Source organism: Caulobacter sp. FG121, from assembly GCF_057809815.1.
On record NZ_JBMDKR010000001.1, the window covers coordinates 949619 to 965049 of the forward strand.

14 protein-coding genes are annotated in these 15431 nt (G+C 68.6%); 5 read left to right on the forward strand and 9 right to left on the reverse strand.

Annotated elements, in window-relative coordinates; translation table 11 throughout:
* Nucleotides 1-9: 9 nt before the first annotated feature.
* Nucleotides 10-1323, forward strand: a complete 1314-nt coding sequence (locus tag ACODSL_RS04900; protein WP_488899513.1) for an amino acid permease — start codon at nucleotides 10-12, stop codon at nucleotides 1321-1323.
* 137 nt (nucleotides 1324-1460) lie between these two features.
* Here ACODSL_RS04900 and ACODSL_RS04905 read toward each other — a convergent pair whose 3' ends face one another.
* The 4 genes from ACODSL_RS04905 to ACODSL_RS04920 all read right to left on the reverse strand — a co-directional run bounded on the left by ACODSL_RS04905 (nucleotide 1461) and on the right by ACODSL_RS04920 (nucleotide 5504).
* Entirely contained in the window at nucleotides 1461-3218 is a 1758-nt protein-coding gene (locus ACODSL_RS04905; protein WP_488899514.1) for an N-acyl-D-amino-acid deacylase family protein, read from the reverse strand.
* Nucleotides 3219-3407: 189 nt separating this feature from the next.
* A complete protein-coding gene (locus ACODSL_RS04910; RefSeq protein WP_488899515.1) occupies nucleotides 3408-4103 on the reverse strand; it encodes an HAD family hydrolase in 696 nt (231 codons plus the stop codon).
* Between the two features lie 38 nt (nucleotides 4104-4141).
* A complete protein-coding gene (locus ACODSL_RS04915; protein WP_488899516.1) occupies nucleotides 4142-4372 on the reverse strand; it encodes a DUF1272 domain-containing protein in 231 nt (76 codons plus the stop codon).
* Between the two features lie 10 nt (nucleotides 4373-4382).
* A complete protein-coding gene (locus tag ACODSL_RS04920) occupies nucleotides 4383-5504 on the reverse strand; it encodes a serine hydrolase domain-containing protein (RefSeq protein ID WP_488899517.1) in 1122 nt (373 codons plus the stop codon).
* Nucleotides 5505-5680: 176 nt separating this feature from the next.
* Between ACODSL_RS04920 and carA the strand changes: the two genes are divergently transcribed.
* Complete coding sequence (gene carA, locus ACODSL_RS04925) at nucleotides 5681-6850, forward strand: glutamine-hydrolyzing carbamoyl-phosphate synthase small subunit (protein WP_488899518.1); 1170 nt, start codon at nucleotides 5681-5683, stop codon at nucleotides 6848-6850.
* Between the two features lie 99 nt (nucleotides 6851-6949).
* Here the strand turns inward: carA and ACODSL_RS04930 are convergent, their stop codons facing one another.
* The 3 genes from ACODSL_RS04930 to ACODSL_RS04940 form a co-directional block, all read right to left on the reverse strand.
* Nucleotides 6950-7300: a hypothetical protein gene (locus tag ACODSL_RS04930; protein WP_488899519.1), complete on the reverse strand. Its 351-nt coding sequence runs from the start codon at nucleotides 7298-7300 to the stop codon at nucleotides 6950-6952.
* A 100-nt stretch (nucleotides 7301-7400) separates the two neighbouring features.
* On the reverse strand, nucleotides 7401-7616 hold the full coding sequence (locus ACODSL_RS04935) for a helix-turn-helix transcriptional regulator (RefSeq protein WP_488899520.1): 216 nt from the start codon (nucleotides 7614-7616) through the stop codon (nucleotides 7401-7403).
* Nucleotides 7609-8040 (reverse strand): hypothetical protein, encoded by a 432-nt coding sequence (locus tag ACODSL_RS04940; protein WP_488899521.1) that lies wholly within the window; start codon nucleotides 8038-8040, stop codon nucleotides 7609-7611. The genes ACODSL_RS04935 and ACODSL_RS04940 overlap by 8 nt, the downstream gene beginning before the upstream one ends.
* Nucleotides 8041-8433: 393 nt before the next feature.
* On the opposite strand from ACODSL_RS04940, the gene carB reads away from it, so the two are divergent.
* Together carB and ACODSL_RS04950 are read left to right on the forward strand one after the other, a co-directional pair.
* Nucleotides 8434-11721: a carbamoyl-phosphate synthase large subunit gene (gene carB, locus ACODSL_RS04945; protein WP_488899522.1), complete on the forward strand. Its 3288-nt coding sequence runs from the start codon at nucleotides 8434-8436 to the stop codon at nucleotides 11719-11721.
* Nucleotides 11722-11922: 201 nt separating this feature from the next.
* Complete coding sequence (locus tag ACODSL_RS04950) at nucleotides 11923-12282, forward strand: nuclear transport factor 2 family protein (protein ID WP_488899523.1); 360 nt, start codon at nucleotides 11923-11925, stop codon at nucleotides 12280-12282.
* A gap of 3 nt (nucleotides 12283-12285) precedes the next feature.
* On the opposite strand, the gene ACODSL_RS04955 is transcribed toward ACODSL_RS04950, so the two are convergent.
* Entirely contained in the window at nucleotides 12286-13050 is a 765-nt protein-coding gene (locus ACODSL_RS04955; protein ID WP_488899524.1) for a class I SAM-dependent DNA methyltransferase, read from the reverse strand.
* 246 nt (nucleotides 13051-13296) lie between these two features.
* Between ACODSL_RS04955 and ACODSL_RS04960 the strand changes: the two genes are divergently transcribed.
* On the forward strand, nucleotides 13297-13962 hold the full coding sequence (locus ACODSL_RS04960) for a glutathione S-transferase (protein WP_488899525.1): 666 nt from the start codon (nucleotides 13297-13299) through the stop codon (nucleotides 13960-13962).
* 6 nt (nucleotides 13963-13968) lie between these two features.
* Here ACODSL_RS04960 and ACODSL_RS04965 read toward each other — a convergent pair whose 3' ends face one another.
* A complete protein-coding gene (locus ACODSL_RS04965) occupies nucleotides 13969-15273 on the reverse strand; it encodes an ammonium transporter (RefSeq protein ID WP_488899526.1) in 1305 nt (434 codons plus the stop codon).
* Nucleotides 15274-15431 lie beyond the last annotated feature (158 nt).

Below are 15431 nucleotides of genomic sequence, written 5' to 3' on the forward strand. Positions count from 1 at the left end.
ACTTCGGTCATGACAGAGACAGCTTCCGCCGCTCGCCGTATCGGACCGCTGCTGGCGACGGTGCTGGTCGCGGGCAACATGATCGGCTCGGGGGTGTTTCTGCTGCCGGCGACACTGGCGGCGATCGGCTCTTCCACCATCATCGGCTGGATCATCGGATCGGCGGGGGCGGCGCTGCTCGCAGGCGTCTTCGCCCTTCTGGCGATCCTCAAGCCGACGCCGGACGGCCTGGTCGACTATCCCGCCCAGGGCCTGCATCCCTTCTTCGGCTTCGCCAACTGGCTGCTCTACTGGCTGGCCAACTGGGCCGGCGTGCCAGCCATCGCCCTGGCGATCACCGGTTATCTCTCGTTCTTCATCCCGGCGCTGAAGGAGCCTCTGGCCGGCGTGTGGGCCACGATCGGCTTCATCTGGCTGATGACCCTGGCCAACATCATCGGCGCGAAGACCGTCACGCGCCTGGGCGGGATGACCCTGCTGATCGGCCTGGCGCCGATCGTCGTGGCGACCGTGCTCGGACTGCTGGCCTTCGACGCGGACACCTTCGCGGCGGGCTGGAACGTCACCGGCAAACCCCTGCCCCAGGCCGTGAGCGTCTCGCTCGCGCCCATCTTCTGGGCCTTCCTCGGACTGGAAAGCGCCAGCATGGCCGCCGCCGTGGTCCGGGATCCGGAGCGGAACATTCCGCTGGCCGCGCTCGGCGGCGTCGGCCTGGCGGCGGCGGTCTACATGGCGGCCTCCGTGGCCCTCATGGGCGCCATCCCCGCGGCGACGCTGGCCCGGTCGTCGGCGCCGTTCGCCGACGCCATCGCAACCCTGGCCGGCCCGACGGCCGCCGCCATCATCGCCATCTGCGCCATGCTCAAGGCTGCCGGAACGCTGGGCGGCTGGATCCTGGTGACCGCCGAAGCCACCCGAAGCGGCGCGGCGGCCGGATTCCTGCCGCGGGCCCTGTCCAGTCCGGACCCGGCCCGCGCGCCCGTCCGCGATCTCCTTCTGACCGGCCTGCTGATGTCGGCGGTAATCGCCTCGAGCATGTCGCCGACGCTCGGCAAGCAGTTCGCCGTGCTGATCAACATCGCGGTCAATCTGTCGATGGCGATGTACGCGCTGTGCGCCCTGGCCCTGTTGACCTTCGCCGGTCGGATCGAGGCCCCCGGAAGGCGGCTGGCTGCCCGCGCCCTGGCGATCGCCGGCGCGGCTTTCTCCGTCTGGGTCGTCGCCGCGTCAGACCCGTCGATGCTGGCGCCGAGCCTTTGGGCCCTCGCCGCGACCCTGCCGCTTTACGGGACGGTGTTGCTGCTGAGGCGGGCAAAGCGCTGAAGAGTGCTCCCCGCTTGCCGGGGAGCTGTCGCGCGGAGCGTGACTGAGGGGGCAGAACTGCCGTCTCCGGCGCAGCCCCCTCCACCACGCTGCGCGTGGTCCCCCTCCCCGGCTTCGCGGGGAGGATCGAAGCTACTCTACCAGCTCCAGTCCTTCGCGCTGGCGCGACATCCCCCGTCCGGCCAGCCCTTCCAGCCACGCCCGCGCACGACTCGGCCGGTGGCGAGCGCCGTCGGCTCGCCCTCCTTCAGCGCCACGCCGCCGTTGACCAGCACCCACCGCATGCCGGTGGCGAACTGGCGCGGCGTCTCGTAGGTGGCCGTATCGCCCACCGTGGCCGGGTCGAAGATCACCACGTCGGCGAAGTTCCCGGCCTTGAGCATGCCGCGGTCATGCAGACCCAGATTGTGCGCCGGCAGCGCCGACAGGCGCCGCACGGCGTCCTGAAGCGTCAGGGACCGCTCCACACGCACATATTTGCCCAGCAGCCGCGCAACGTTGCCGTAGGCGCGCGGGTGCGTGCTCGACTGCAGGAACACGCCCTCCGGCGCGAGCGCGCCGGCGTCGGAGCCGAAGCTCATCCACGGCAAGGCCGTTTCCTTGCGGACGTTTTCCTCGCTCATCAGGAAATAGACCACCTGCACCCGGCTGCCGTCCTCGATGACGAGGTCGATGGCCGCGTCCTCGGGGCTGACGCCGCGCATCTTCGCCACCTCGGCCAGGGTCTTGCCGGTCAGCGGCTTGAGCTTCGGGTTGCGGAAGCCGACCAGCAGCGTCCCCTCAGGTCCGGCGAAACGGTAGAGGTTTTCGAACGCCGGGCTGTCGACCCGCATCTCGGCGATGACCTCCTTGCGCGTCGCCGGATCCTTCAGCCGCTTGATCCAGGCCTCACGCCCGCCCGCCTGGACCCAGGTCGGCATCGCCGCGTCGAGGCCGGTCGAACCGGCCGTGTAGGTGTACATGTCTGCGGTAATGCGCAGGCCGCTGGCTCTCGCCGCCTCGATCTTCGCGATGGCGGCGTCCAGCTTGGCCCAGTTCTGCTTCCCGGCCGCCTTCAGGTGATAGATTTCCGCCGGCGCGCCCGAGCGCCGCGAGATCTCGATCAACTCGTCGATCGCCTCCAGCAGCCGGTTCCCCTCGCTGCGCATATGACTGATGTACATCCCGCCGCAGCGGCCGGCCTCGGTCGCAAGGCCAACTAGTTCATCGGTGTCGGCATAGCTGCCCGGCGCGTAGATCAGCGACGAGCCGACGCCGAGCGCGCCCTCCTCCATGGCCTGGACCACCAGCGCCCGCATCCGCGCAAGTTCGGCCGGGCTGGGGTCGACGTCCTCCTCGCCGAGGATGTTGGTGCGAACGGTCTCAGCGCCGACGAACGAGGCGACATTCTGGGCGATGCCCAGCGTTTCGAGATGGGTCAGGTAGCCGTCGAGGGTCGACCAGGTGATCTGGAACTTGATGTCGCCCTGCCGCGCCAGCTCCTGCTTGCGCATCTTCTCGGACCACGGGCCCATCGACGAGCCCTCGCCCATCACCTCGAGCGTCACACCCTGCTTCAGGTCGGACAGGCCGCGGCCGTCGGCCAGCAGGCTCTCGGTCGCCCAGCTGAGCATGTTGATGAAGCCAGGCGCGACGGCGAGCCCGGTGGCGTTGATCTCGGTGAGGCGCGGGCCCTTGAGCTTCCGGCCGACGGCGACAATGCGATCGCCCCGGATGGCCACGTCGCCGACGAACGGCGCCGCGCCCGAGCCGTCGTAGACCGTGCCGTTGCGGATGACGATATCGAACGGCTGGCCCTTCTGCGCCCAGGGCATGGCCGGCAGCGCGGCGGTGGACGCGGAGGACCAGGAGAGAAGGCAGGCCGAGAGAACCGTGACCAGAAACGCGCGCGCCATTCCCATACTCCGCTCATCCCCGCGAAGGCGGGGACCCAGGTTTTTTCAGGGACGGCCTCAAGTGTCGCAGAAGGTCCCACGTCTATCTTGCACGCAGAGCAGCCAGTTCAAAAACGCCTGGGTCCCCGCCTTCGCGGGGATGAGCGGATTTGGCGGGCGTTCGGGACAGACACCTTTGGGTGTCTGTCCCTATGACAGTCCATCCACCCAGGCCGGCAGGTCCGAGATCGAGGCCAGTTCCACGTACCGCGAATGATCAGCCGGCGCCGACGCGGCCTCATGCGCCCAGACCAGCGGGTAGGGAATCAGCGCGCCCCAGCAGCCGGCCTCCAGCGCGGGGATGACGTCGGACCGCACCGAATTGCCGGCCATCACGGCCTGCTCCGGCCCCGTGCCATGGCGGGCGAACACCCGGCGATAGGTGTCGGCGTCCTTCTCGCTGACGATCTCGACGGCCGCGAACAGGTCTCCGAGGCCAGACGCGGCCAGCTTCTGCTCCTGGTGCAGCAGGTCGCCCTTGGTGATCAGCACCAGGCGATAGCGCTCCGACAGCTGCGCTAACGCATGGTCGACGCCCGGCAGGGGTTCGACCGGCTCGGTCAGCATCTCGCGCCCGGCGGCGAGAATCTCTCGGATTACCGACGTCTCGACGGCGCCGTCGGTCAGCTCCATGGCCGTCTCGATCATCGACAGGGTGAAGCCCTTCACCCCGTAGCCGTAGAGCCGCAGGTTGCGCTTTTCCGTCTCGGCCAGCCGCGCCTCGAGCGTCGCCTCGTCGCAGTGGGGGGCGAGCAGATCGGTGAACCGCTTGTGCGTCAGGCGGAAAAGCGTCTCGTTGTGCCAGAGGGTGTCATCGGCATCGAGGCCGACCGTGGTGATGGTCATGGGGGCGTTCTAGCTTCCTTCTCCCGGGGGGAGAAGGTTCAGTGCGGCTTCACCACCCGCTCCATACTGCCCGGATACTTCGCCAGCAGGGTCGCCGGGCGCGGCGGGCGGACGACGAGGTCGCCGCCGCAGTTGGGGCAACGGCCTTCGAATTTCTCCCCCGCGCAATCGGCGCAGAAGGTGCATTCGAAGGAGCAGATGCGCGCATCGCCGCCATTGGCCGCCAGGTCGCGGTCGCAGCACTCACAGTTGGGGCGCATCTGCAGCATCAGAGGTCTCCTACGGCGCGGCGGGCGCGGCCGGGACGGGCGGCGCGAGGGTGACGATGAGCGCCCTGGCCGCCGTCTTGACCGCGGCGTCGCCGCCCATGCTTTCGGCGGCGTTGGCCACCACCAGAACACCGTTCTCGCTGCCCGGAAACAGGCAGATGAAGGCGAACCAGTTTCCGTCGGACCCGCCATGGGTCAGCACCGGGCCCTGGCGGCCGGCGATGGCCGGCGGAACGCCCCAGCCGAGCGCGTCGATCGTGTCTCCCTGTGGCGTGTGGAGGAGCTTGTAGGTTTCGGCCTTGAGCAGCTTGCCGCGCCCGCGCTCGCCTTCCAGCTGGTCGACTGCGAACCGGCCCCAGTCCGCCAGAGACAGGCGCAGGCCGCCCGCCGGCGTGATGATCTGCGGATTGGCCTCGGCCGTCGTCGACACGCGCCCGTCGAGGTGGCCGAAGGGCTCACCGGCGCCGGGCGCCTGGCTGTAGTCGGCGGACGTCATGCCCAGCGGCCGGAACACCTCGTCCCGCATCAGCTGTTCGAACGGCTTGCCCATGACGCGCTCGGCGATGACCCCGGCGAGGATCAGGCCGGTGTTGGAGTAGCTCGACTCGCCGCGGGCCGGCCCCACCGGCGCCTCGGTCAGCGCCCGCGTGACATAGGCGAGGCGCTGCGCCGGCAACGGCCGGGTGTCGGCGTAGAAGGTGGTGAAGAAGGCCATGTCGCCGGTGTTTTCCGGCAGGCCGGCGCGGTGCGACAGCAGCTCGAGCAGGGTCACGTCGCGATATTCCGGCCGCATGGTCCCGGCGAGCTCAGGCAGCATCTTCGCCAGCGGCGTGTCCCAGCGCAGCTTGCCGCGCTCGACCAGCCGGCCAATCAGGGTCGCGGTCAGGGCCTTGGCGTCGGAGCCGATGTTCCAGCGATCGGACAGCGCCACCAGCGCCGGTTCGCCGATCCGGCGCACGCCGCGCACGGCCTGGCCGACGACCTTGCCGTCGCGAATGACGAGGATGCCCACGGCCGGCACGGTCTTGCCCTCCATCGCCTGGGCGAGGGTCTCGGGCAGGGAAACTTCCTGGGCCCGGGCCGGCGCGGCGACAAGGGCGATCAGGCAGAACAGGGCGGCAAGACGGGTCATGGACAGGCCTCTCGTTGACGCGAACCTCCTTATGTATGTCTCACAAATGGGACAAGTGAAGCATTTTTCATGATGCTCGCCGGAGCGCGACGTGGGAGAGCCGCGTTAGGATTTGACCCGACCGGCCCGACTCACTACCAACGCGCCCGTTTGACCCGCCGCCAGGAACCCCGATCATGACGCAGACCCTTCTTCCCGGCGTCACCGGCGTCCTGGCGCTGGCTGACGGCACGGTCCTGCAGGGGGTCGGCGTCGGTGCGGTCGGCGATGCGGTCGGCGAGGTCTGCTTCAACACTGCCATGACCGGCTACCAGGAGATCCTGACGGACCCCTCCTACATGGCCCAGATCGTCTCCTTCACCTTTCCGCACATGGGCAACGTCGGGACCAACGTCGAAGACCTGGAACAGATCAGCGGCGGCAGCGAGACGGCCGCGCGCGGCGCCATCTTCCGCGACGTCCCGACCGACCCGGCCAACTGGCGCGCCGACAGCGATCTGGCCGGCTGGATGACCCGCCGCGGCGTCATCGGCCTGGCCGGCGTCGACACTCGCGCCCTGACCCGGACGATCCGCGAAAAGGGCATGCCGCATGCGGTCATCGCCCACAGCCCCGACGGCCAGTTCGATCTGGATGCCCTGGTCGCCAAGGCCCGCGCCTGGTCCGGTCTCGAAGGCCTCGACCTGGCCAAGGACGCCACCACCCGCCAGACCTTCGTCTGGGACGAGGGCCTGTGGGACTGGCCGGAAGGCTACGCCAGGCCGGATGCGCCGAAATATGAGGTCGTGGTTCTCGACTACGGCGTGAAGCGCAACATCCTGCGGGCGCTGAGCTCGATCGGGGCCCGCGCCACGGTGGTTCCGGCGAACACCCCGGCCGAGGACATCCTGGCCCGGAAGCCGGATGGCGTCCTGCTGTCCAACGGCCCGGGCGACCCGGCCGCGACCGGCGAATACGCCGTCCCCGAAATCCGCAAGCTGGTCGAGAGCGGCACGCCGGTGTTCGGCATCTGCCTCGGCCACCAGATGCTGGCCCTGGCGCTCGGCGCGAAGACGGTGAAGATGGAACAGGGCCACCACGGGGCCAACCACCCGGTGAAGGACCTGACGACCGGCAAGGTCGAGATCGTCTCGATGAACCACGGCTTCACCGTAGACCGCGACACCCTGCCGGCGCCGGTCACCGAGACCCATGTGTCGCTGTTCGACGGCACCAACGCCGGCCTGGCTCTGACCGACCGGCCGGTGTTCAGCGTCCAGCACCACCCCGAAGCCTCGCCCGGCCCGACGGACAGTCTCTATCTGTTCGAGCGGTTCGCGGGATTGATGGACAAAGCCAGGGCGTAAGGCGCGGCGACACGTACCCCTTGGGTACGTGTGTTCCCTAACCCCTGTTCAGCTCGATTGGGGGACACGTACCTGCGGTACATGTCCCCGCCCTACTCCCTACTGATGCCCTGCCACCAGCTGGACCGTGAACGGGCCCGCGGTCCAGGTCTCGCCGACGGCATGCGCCGCGACCGGGGTGCAGATCGGGTTCGGATATCCCGGAGGGGCATCGCTGGTGAAGGTCAGGCAGACCTGACTGCCCTTGACCGCCCAGGTGCCGGCCAGCTGCTGTTCGCCCTGGACGCCGGTGAAGCTGTGGTCGGCCTCGTAGTAGATCTTCGAGGACTGGCCGCTGCCGTCGGTGGTGATCGTGGTGTTGCCGAACCGCGAGGCCAGGACCTCATCGCCGGCGAAGGCCGCCGTGGCCGACAGGGCGAGCGCCGCGACGGCGCCGAGCAGGATACGCATGGAAACCTCCCTTTGTTTTCTTGTTGGAGGCGAGTCGTAGTCCCGCCGGGGAGGGATGGTCAATTCCTGCGCCAGTCGTCCCCCGCAGGGGGAGGAAGGCTCAGCCCTTCACCCACTGGAACACCTCGTCCAGCGGCTTGCCGAACACCTCGGCGATGCGGAAGGCCGCTTCAAGCGTCGGCGAGTATTTCCCGGCCTCGATGGCGGCGATCGTCTGACGGGTGACGCCGATCTTCTGGCCCAGCTCCGCCTGGGACATCTCCCCGGCGAGGAAGCGCAGGGTGCGGATCTGGTTGGTGATCGCGCCCTCAGCCATTCCAGCCCCGCCGATAGCTTACCGCCGCGACGATGCAGCGGATGATTTCGGCCAGCACGATAGCGAACAGGCCGGCGTTGACGATGGTCCAGCCCGCGAACCAGACCGGCATGATGGCGACCGCCACGAGCGTGCCCGCCATCAGCACATAGTAGGCGACGGTGGTCGATCGGCGCGTGATCGCACGGTCCCGCTCGTCGGCCGGCTCACGAACATCCTCCGGCGTCTTGATCCGGAACCAGAGGTAGCCGACGCCGAGGATCAGCAACCGCGCGACGGAAACCGCCGCGAACAGGGTCAGCAGAAGCAGGCTGGGCGTCACCACGGTCTGGACCGGGGCCATCGCCGCAACCACGAAATAGGGGCCGTAGGCGATGAGCATCGCCGCCAGCGCCAGCAGGTTGGATTTCTCACGATACGGCATGGCCGCTCCTTTCGTGTTCAACAATTTGAACGTGATGTAAAACAAACATAACATTGAGTCAACTGCATCGAACGTTGATGCTCAAGTTGACGACGAGCGCCTGAGGTGTTGGAGGCTTGTTTCCCGCTGTCATCCCGGACGGTCCGCAGGGCCGATCCGGGACCCGGACAGGATCCCATTCAGGGTGCATGAAGCAGAATCTGGGTCCCGGCTCGGAGTTTACCCTCGGGCGCGCTCCGCGCGACCCGGGGGGGCTGCGCCCTGCGGCCGGGATGACAGTGGCAAAGCGGGTTGCACCAGCCTGAGTCCGTCTCTAAACCGGCCCCTTAACCAGCAGTTTGAACGGGGCCGGGCGCGCAGATCTGCGCGACCGCCCTTGTGCGCGAGACGAGCATGCCCAAGCGGACCGACATCTCTTCGATCCTGATCATCGGCGCAGGGCCGATCGTCATCGGCCAGGCCTGCGAGTTCGACTATTCCGGCGTCCAGGCCTGCAAGGCGCTGCGGGCCGAGGGCTACCGCATCATCCTGGTCAATTCGAACCCGGCCACGATCATGACCGACCCGGACGTGGCGGACGCGACCTACATCGAGCCGATCACGCCGGAGATCGTCGCCAAGATCATCGCCAAGGAGCGTCCGGACGCCCTGCTGCCGACCATGGGCGGCCAGACGGCGCTGAACACGGCGCTGGCGCTGGAGGCCAACGGCACGCTGGCGAAGTACGGCGTCGAGATGATCGGGGCCAAGGCCGACGTCATCGACAAGGCCGAGGACCGCCAGAAATTCCGCGACGCCATGGACAAGCTGGGCCTTGAGAGCCCCAAGTCCAAGGCCGCGCACAACATGGACGAGGCCCGTGAGGGTCTGGCCTTCGTCGGCCTCCCGGCGATCATCCGGCCCAGCTTCACCCTCGCCGGCACCGGCGGCGGCATCGCCTACAACCTCGAGGAATTCGAGGAGATCGTGCTGCGCGGGCTGGACCTGTCGCCGACCACCGAGGTGCTCATCGAGGAGAGCGTGCTCGGCTGGAAGGAGTACGAGATGGAGGTGGTCCGCGACACGGCGGACAACTGCATCATCGTCTGCTCGATCGAGAACATCGACCCGATGGGCGTGCACACCGGCGACTCGATCACCGTCGCCCCGGCCCTGACGCTGACCGACAAGGAATACCAGCGCATGCGGACCGGCTCGATCGCCGTGCTGCGCGAGATCGGCGTCGAGACCGGCGGCAGCAACGTCCAGTGGGCGATCAACCCGGCCGACGGCCGGATGGTCGTCATCGAGATGAACCCGCGCGTCTCGCGCTCCTCGGCCCTGGCGTCCAAGGCCACCGGCTTCCCGATCGCCAAGGTCGCCGCCCGTCTGGCCGTCGGCTACACCCTCGATGAACTGGCCAACGACATTACCGGCGGCGCCATGCCGGCCTCGTTCGAGCCGAGCATCGACTACGTCGTCACCAAGATCCCCCGCTTCGCCTTCGAGAAATACCCGGGCGCCGAGCCCTACCTGACCACCTCGATGAAGTCGGTCGGCGAGGTCATGGCCATCGGCCGCACCTTCTCCGAAAGCCTGCAGAAGGCCCTGCGCGGTCTCGAAACCGGCCTGTCGGGCCTCGACGAGATCGACATTCCTGGCACGGCCGATCCGGACACCGCCCACGCCGCCGTGCTGCGCGCGCTGGGCACGCCCACCCCCGACCGCCTGCTTGTGATCGCACAGGCCTTCCGTCACGGCCTGACGGTCGAGGAAATCAACGGCGCCTGCTCCTACGAGCCCTGGTTCCTGCGCCAGATCGCCGAGATCGTGCGGCAGGAAGGCAAGGTCCGCGCCTCCGGCCTGCCGGCCGCAGACGGCCTGCGCAAGCTCAAGGCCATGGGCTTCTCCGACGCCCGCCTCGCCAAGCTGACCGCCCTGACCGAGATGGAGGTCCGCGCCCGCCGCCACGCGATGAACATCCGCCCGGTGTTCAAGCGCATCGACACCTGCGCCGGCGAGTTCGCCGCGACCACGCCCTACATGTACTCGACCTACGAGACCGGCGCGCTGGGCCAGATCCCCGACTGCGAGTCCGAACCGTCGAACCGCAAGAAGGCGATCATCCTCGGCGGCGGTCCCAACCGCATCGGCCAGGGCATCGAGTTCGACTACTGCTGCTGTCACGCGGCCTTCGCGCTGGACCAGATCGGCATCGAGTCGATCATGGTCAACTGCAACCCCGAGACCGTCTCGACCGACTACGACACCTCCGACCGCCTGTACTTCGAGCCGCTGACGGCCGAGGACGTGCTGGAACTGATCCACGTCGAGCAGAAGAACGGCACGCTGGCCGGCGTGATCGTGCAGTTCGGCGGCCAGACGCCGCTGAAGCTGGCCCACCCGCTGGAACAGGCCGGCGTGCCGATCCTCGGCACCAGCCCCGACGCCATCGATCTGGCCGAGGACCGCGAGCGCTTCCAGCAGCTGCTGCACAAGCTGGACATCGCCCAGCCGGTCAACGCTCTGGCCCGTAGCGCCGAGGAGTGCTTCACCGCCGCCCACGAGGTCGGCTACCCGATCGTCATCCGACCCTCCTACGTGCTGGGCGGCCGGGGCATGGAGATCATCCGCGACGACGCCCAGCTGGAGCGCTACGTGCGCACCGCGGTCGAGGTCAGCGGCGACGCCCCGATCCTGATCGACCAGTACCTGAGCCGCGCCACCGAGGTGGACATCGACGCCCTGTGCGACGGCACGGACGTGTTCGTCGCCGGCGTGCTGGAACACATCGAGGAAGCCGGCGTGCACTCGGGTGACAGCGCCTGTTCCATGCCGCCCTTCTCCCTGCGCGAAGACATCATCGCCGAGCTCAAGCGCCAGACCGTCGAGATGGCCCTGGCGCTGAACGTCCGTGGACTGATGAACGTCCAGTTCGCCATCGAGGAGCCGCACTCGGCCACGCCGCGCATCTTCGTGCTGGAGGTCAATCCGCGCGCCAGCCGCACGGTGCCGTTCGTGGCCAAGACCATCGGCGCGCCGGTCGCCGCCATCGCCGCCAAGATCATGGCCGGCGAGACCCTGGCCAGCTTCGGCCTGGTCGACAAACCCTACGACCACATCGCGGTGAAGGAGGCGGTCTTCCCGTTCGCCCGCTTCCCCGGCGTGGATACGGTGCTGGGCCCGGAAATGCGCTCGACCGGCGAGGTCATGGGCCTGGACTGGAAGCGTGACGGCGAAGCCGACATGGCCCCGGCCTTCGCCCGCGCCTTCGCCAAGAGCCAGCTGGGCGGCGGCGTCGAGCTGCCGACCGGCGGCGCGGCCTTCGTCTCGGTCAAGGACAGCGACAAGCCCTGGATCATCGAGCCGGTGAAGCTGCTGCAGGCGGCCGGCTTCAAGGTGCTGACCACGGCCGGCACCGGCGAGTGGCTGCGCTCGCAGGGCATCGAGACGACCCCGGTCCGCAAGGTGCTGGAAGGCCGCCCTCACATTGTCGATGCGATGAAGAACGGCGAGGTCCAGCTGGTGTTCAACACCACCGAGGGCAAGCAGTCGCTGTCGGACAGCTTCGAGCTGCGCCGCACGGCCCTGATGATGAAGATCCCCTACTACACCACCAGCGCCGGCGCCCTCGCCGCCGCCCAGGCCATCACCAGCGCCCCGCTGGCGGCGTTGGAAGTCCGGGCGCTGCAGAGCTACTGAGTTTTCGGCAAATCCTCCCCGCTTCGCGGGGAGGGGGACCATGCGGAGCATGGTGGAGGGGCAGCGCCGTAGGGGGCCGGATCGACCGAAATTCAGGAGGGGACCGCCAGCGTTCGCGCCGCCCCTCCACCGCCTCCGGCGGTCCCCCTCCCCAGCAAGCTGGGGAGGACTATGCTAGGGTCGCCCGAGGAGAGCCCCGCCATGCCAACACCCGCCCGCGTCGCCGCCTTTGTCGCCATGGTCGAGGCCGGCGACTATGTCGAGGCCATCGAGACCTTCTACGCCGAGGACGCCACGGCGCAGGAGAACCTCGGCCGCACCCTCACGGGCCGCCCGGCGCTGGTCGAGAACGAGCGCGCCGCCCTGACCCGCAACATCATCGTCACCCGCAAGGGGTCGGTGGTCCTCGTCGACGGCGACCGCGTGGCCATTCGCTGGGTGTTCGAGATGACCGACGGCCCCGGAACCACCCGCGTCCTCGACGAGATCGCCTGGCAGCGCTGGGACGGCGACCGGATCGTCGAGGAACGCTTCTACTACGACCCGGCCCAGCTGCGCTGAGCGTTACAGCGCCGTCGCCTCGAAAGTCAGTACGCTGTCGGACGACCGCACGCCACGCGCGCGGTTGTACCCGCCGATGACCCGCACCTCGCCAAAGCCGCTGTGCGCCAGCGCCAGTTCGAACTCGGTCCGGCCCCAGGCCCGCTGGATCATCGGATCGATCTGGGTCTCGACCAGTCGATGGTCGCGCCAGCGCTCATAGCGGTAGCGCGTCTCGTACGTCTGCCGTAGCCAGTCGGTCCCCGTGCCGACACCCTCGCAGGTCAGCAGGTCGCCGTCCGGCGTCATCCAGCTGCGCCGGTCCTGGATCGGCCGGCTGAGCATCGACAGCGGCTGCAGATCGATCATCAGCAGGCCGCCAGGCTCCAGCGCCGCGTGAAACCGCCTGAGCACCGCGAGCGCGACAGCGACGTCGCCGATCAGGGTGAAGGAACCGACCGGCAGGATAATCGCGGCGAACGGGTGGTCGTAGTGGAAGTCCTCGAACCCCTGCAGCGACAGGTCCGCCGCCACGCCGGCCGCGTCGCAACGCGCGCTCGCCCGGGCCAGCATCTCCGGACTGGTGTCGAAGCCGCTCATCGCGTGTCCGGCCTGGGCCAGGGGGATGATGGTCCGGCCGGAGCCGCAGGCGGGTTCCAGGATCGGGCCCGTCACGCCGGTCAGCCGCTCGAGATAGAAGGCCGTGTCAGGCAAGGCGCCGAACGGCTTGTCGATGTCGTAGATGTCCGCGGCGATGGAGCCGTAGAGATTGGTGGTCTGGGAAGACATGAAGGATCTTTCGCATCCCGTTCGCGCGCTCTGGCGCGAACGGACGATGAAGGGATCGCCCCGGCATGCTCGCCGGTGCGGGACGTCATGCCGGCGGATATCCGCGGCGCATATGTCGCCTAGGCCTTCATGCCGATCACTCTAGGCGGGCCGGAAACGCGGTCAAGACGCCACGGCCTGTCAGGTTATCTGGCTGGACAGGCAGCCGGCGCGCACTAGCCTCCAGGGCTCAATCGGGGTCCTGCTATGCTCACCGTCCACCATCTGAACAACTCTCGCAGCCAGCGCGTGCTGTGGCTGCTCGAAGAGCTGGGACTGCCGTACGAGATCAGGCACTACCAGCGGGACGCGAAGACCATGCTGGCGCCGCCGGAGCTGAAGGCTGTGCATCCGCTGGGCAAGTCACCGGTGATCACCGACGGGCCGGCGACGCTGGCCGAGACCGGAGCCATCGTCGAAACCATCGTCGACGCGTACGGCGGCGGCCGGCTGAAGCCGCCAGCCGGCAGCGAGGACCGGCTGCGCTGGCTCTACTGGCTGCACTACGCCGAGGGCTCGGCCATGCCGCCGCTGCTGATGAAGCTGGTGTTCACAGCCCTGCCCCAGCGCGCGCCGGGTCTGATCCGCGGCATCGTGAAGGGGATCTCCAACCAGGCGCTCAAGAGCTTCGTCGACCCACAACTGAAGGATCACTTCGACTATTGGGAGGCCGAGCTCGGCAAGTCCGAGTGGTTCGCCGGCAAGGACTTCAGCGCCGCCGACATCATGATGAGCTTCCCCGTCGAGGCCGCCGCAGACCGCGCGGGCGCGCTGACCGGCCGACCGAAGCTGAAGGCCTTCCTCGAAAAGATCCACGCCCGCCCGGCCTACAAGGCCGCGCTGGAAAAGGGCGGCCCCTACGCCTACGCCTGAGCCGGCTCAGCCCTGGGTCGCGCGCTCGCCGTGTTCGGCCAGATCAAGGCCGTCCTCGATATCGAACTCGCTGGCGCGCAATCCGACCAGCCGTTTCGTGAGCGCCAGCAGGCCCCACGAGGCGGCCGCCGACCAGACGACGACGACGACAACGCCGAGCAGCTGCACGCCCGCCTGGGCCGCCATGCCGTGGGCGGCGGGATAGCCCGCGCCGCCGAGCGCCGGGCTGGCCAGCACCGCGACCAGCAGCACGCCGAGAATGCCGCCCACGCCATGGACCGCGAACACATCCAGCGAGTCGTCGATCAGCAGCCGTTCCTTCACGAGGCCGACGCAGAAGAAGCAGACCACGCTGCCCGCCGCGCCGAGGGCGAGCGCGCTGGCCGGGCTGATGAAGCCGGACGCCGGCGTGACGGTGGCCAGGCCCGCGACAACGCCGGTCACCGCGCCGATCATGCTCGGTCGGCCGAAGCGGATCCATTCCAGCGCCCCCCAGACGAGGCCGGCCATACAGGCCGAGAGGTGGGTGGCGGCGATGGCCATGCCGGCATCCGCGCTCGCGGCCAGCGCGCTGCCGCCATTGAAGCCGTACCAGCCGACCCACAACAGCCCCGCGCCGATCATGGTCATGCCGGGATTGTGCGGCGGGATCGCCGACTTCGGAAAGCCGTCGCGGGGTCCGACCAGTCGGGCGAAGACCAGCGCCGAGGCGCCGGCCGTGGCGTGCACGACCAACCCGCCCGCGTAGTCCATGACACCCAGCTTCGCCAGCCAGCCGCCGCCCCAGATCCAGTGGGCCACGGGGGCGTAGACGACCAGCAGCCACAGGCCCGAGAACAGCAGCACCGCCTGGAACCGCGCCCGCTCGACCACCGCGCCCACGATCAGCGCCGGCGTGATCACCGCAAAGGTGGTCTGGAACATGAAGAACACCGGCTCGGGCAGGGCGCCGACGAGGCTGGTGCGCGGGGACACGCCAAGGAAGGCCTTCGACAGGTCGCCGACCAGGGCGCCGGTCCCCGAGAAGGCGAGGCTGTAGCCGAGGACGAACCACAACACCGAGCCCAGGCAGGCGATGGCTACGCACTGCATCATCACCGACAGAACGTTCTTCTGGCGAACCAGGCCGCCGTAGAACAGCGCCAGGCCAGGCAGGGTCATCAGCAATACCAGCGCCGAGGCCGACAGCACCCAGGCCGTCGCCGCCGCGTCGGCGGTTCCGGTCGCGCGCGCCTCGGCGAAGCCCGGCGCCATCAAAGCGCACGCCCCGAGCGCCAGCGCCGCGATCCGGCGATGCCGTATGTTGAGCATGATTGTTTCCCCGTCCCGGGACCCTTCGGTCCTCTTGCTGCGGCATCCCTAGCAGAGGGTCCGGTCCGCACAAGATGTGTGGCCCGAAACGCGCCGGGGTCGACGGATTGTCGTGGACTTGGCGCGCGGCGCTGGTCACCTTATCGGCGATAACAAGA

Excerpts from the sequence above, each read along its gene's own strand:
- ACODSL_RS04900 (WP_488899513.1), top strand. The coding sequence starts at position 10 with ATGACAGAGACAGCTTCCGCCGCTCGCCGTATCGGACCGCTGCTGGCG.
- ACODSL_RS04905 (WP_488899514.1), bottom strand. The coding sequence starts at position 3,218 with ATGGCGCGCGCGTTTCTGGTCACGGTTCTCTCGGCCTGCCTTCTCTCC.
- ACODSL_RS04910 (WP_488899515.1), bottom strand. The coding sequence starts at position 4,103 with ATGACCATCACCACGGTCGGCCTCGATGCCGATGACACCCTCTGGCAC.
- ACODSL_RS04915 (WP_488899516.1), bottom strand. The coding sequence starts at position 4,372 with ATGCTGCAGATGCGCCCCAACTGTGAGTGCTGCGACCGCGACCTGGCG.
- ACODSL_RS04920 (WP_488899517.1), bottom strand. The coding sequence starts at position 5,504 with ATGACCCGTCTTGCCGCCCTGTTCTGCCTGATCGCCCTTGTCGCCGCG.
- carA (WP_488899518.1), top strand. The coding sequence starts at position 5,681 with ATGACGCAGACCCTTCTTCCCGGCGTCACCGGCGTCCTGGCGCTGGCT.
- ACODSL_RS04930 (WP_488899519.1), bottom strand. The coding sequence starts at position 7,300 with ATGCGTATCCTGCTCGGCGCCGTCGCGGCGCTCGCCCTGTCGGCCACG.
- ACODSL_RS04935 (WP_488899520.1), bottom strand. The coding sequence starts at position 7,616 with ATGGCTGAGGGCGCGATCACCAACCAGATCCGCACCCTGCGCTTCCTC.
- ACODSL_RS04940 (WP_488899521.1), bottom strand. The coding sequence starts at position 8,040 with ATGCCGTATCGTGAGAAATCCAACCTGCTGGCGCTGGCGGCGATGCTC.
- carB (WP_488899522.1), top strand. The coding sequence starts at position 8,434 with ATGCCCAAGCGGACCGACATCTCTTCGATCCTGATCATCGGCGCAGGG.
- ACODSL_RS04950 (WP_488899523.1), top strand. The coding sequence starts at position 11,923 with ATGCCAACACCCGCCCGCGTCGCCGCCTTTGTCGCCATGGTCGAGGCC.
- ACODSL_RS04955 (WP_488899524.1), bottom strand. The coding sequence starts at position 13,050 with ATGTCTTCCCAGACCACCAATCTCTACGGCTCCATCGCCGCGGACATC.
- ACODSL_RS04960 (WP_488899525.1), top strand. The coding sequence starts at position 13,297 with ATGCTCACCGTCCACCATCTGAACAACTCTCGCAGCCAGCGCGTGCTG.
- ACODSL_RS04965 (WP_488899526.1), bottom strand. The coding sequence starts at position 15,273 with ATGCTCAACATACGGCATCGCCGGATCGCGGCGCTGGCGCTCGGGGCG.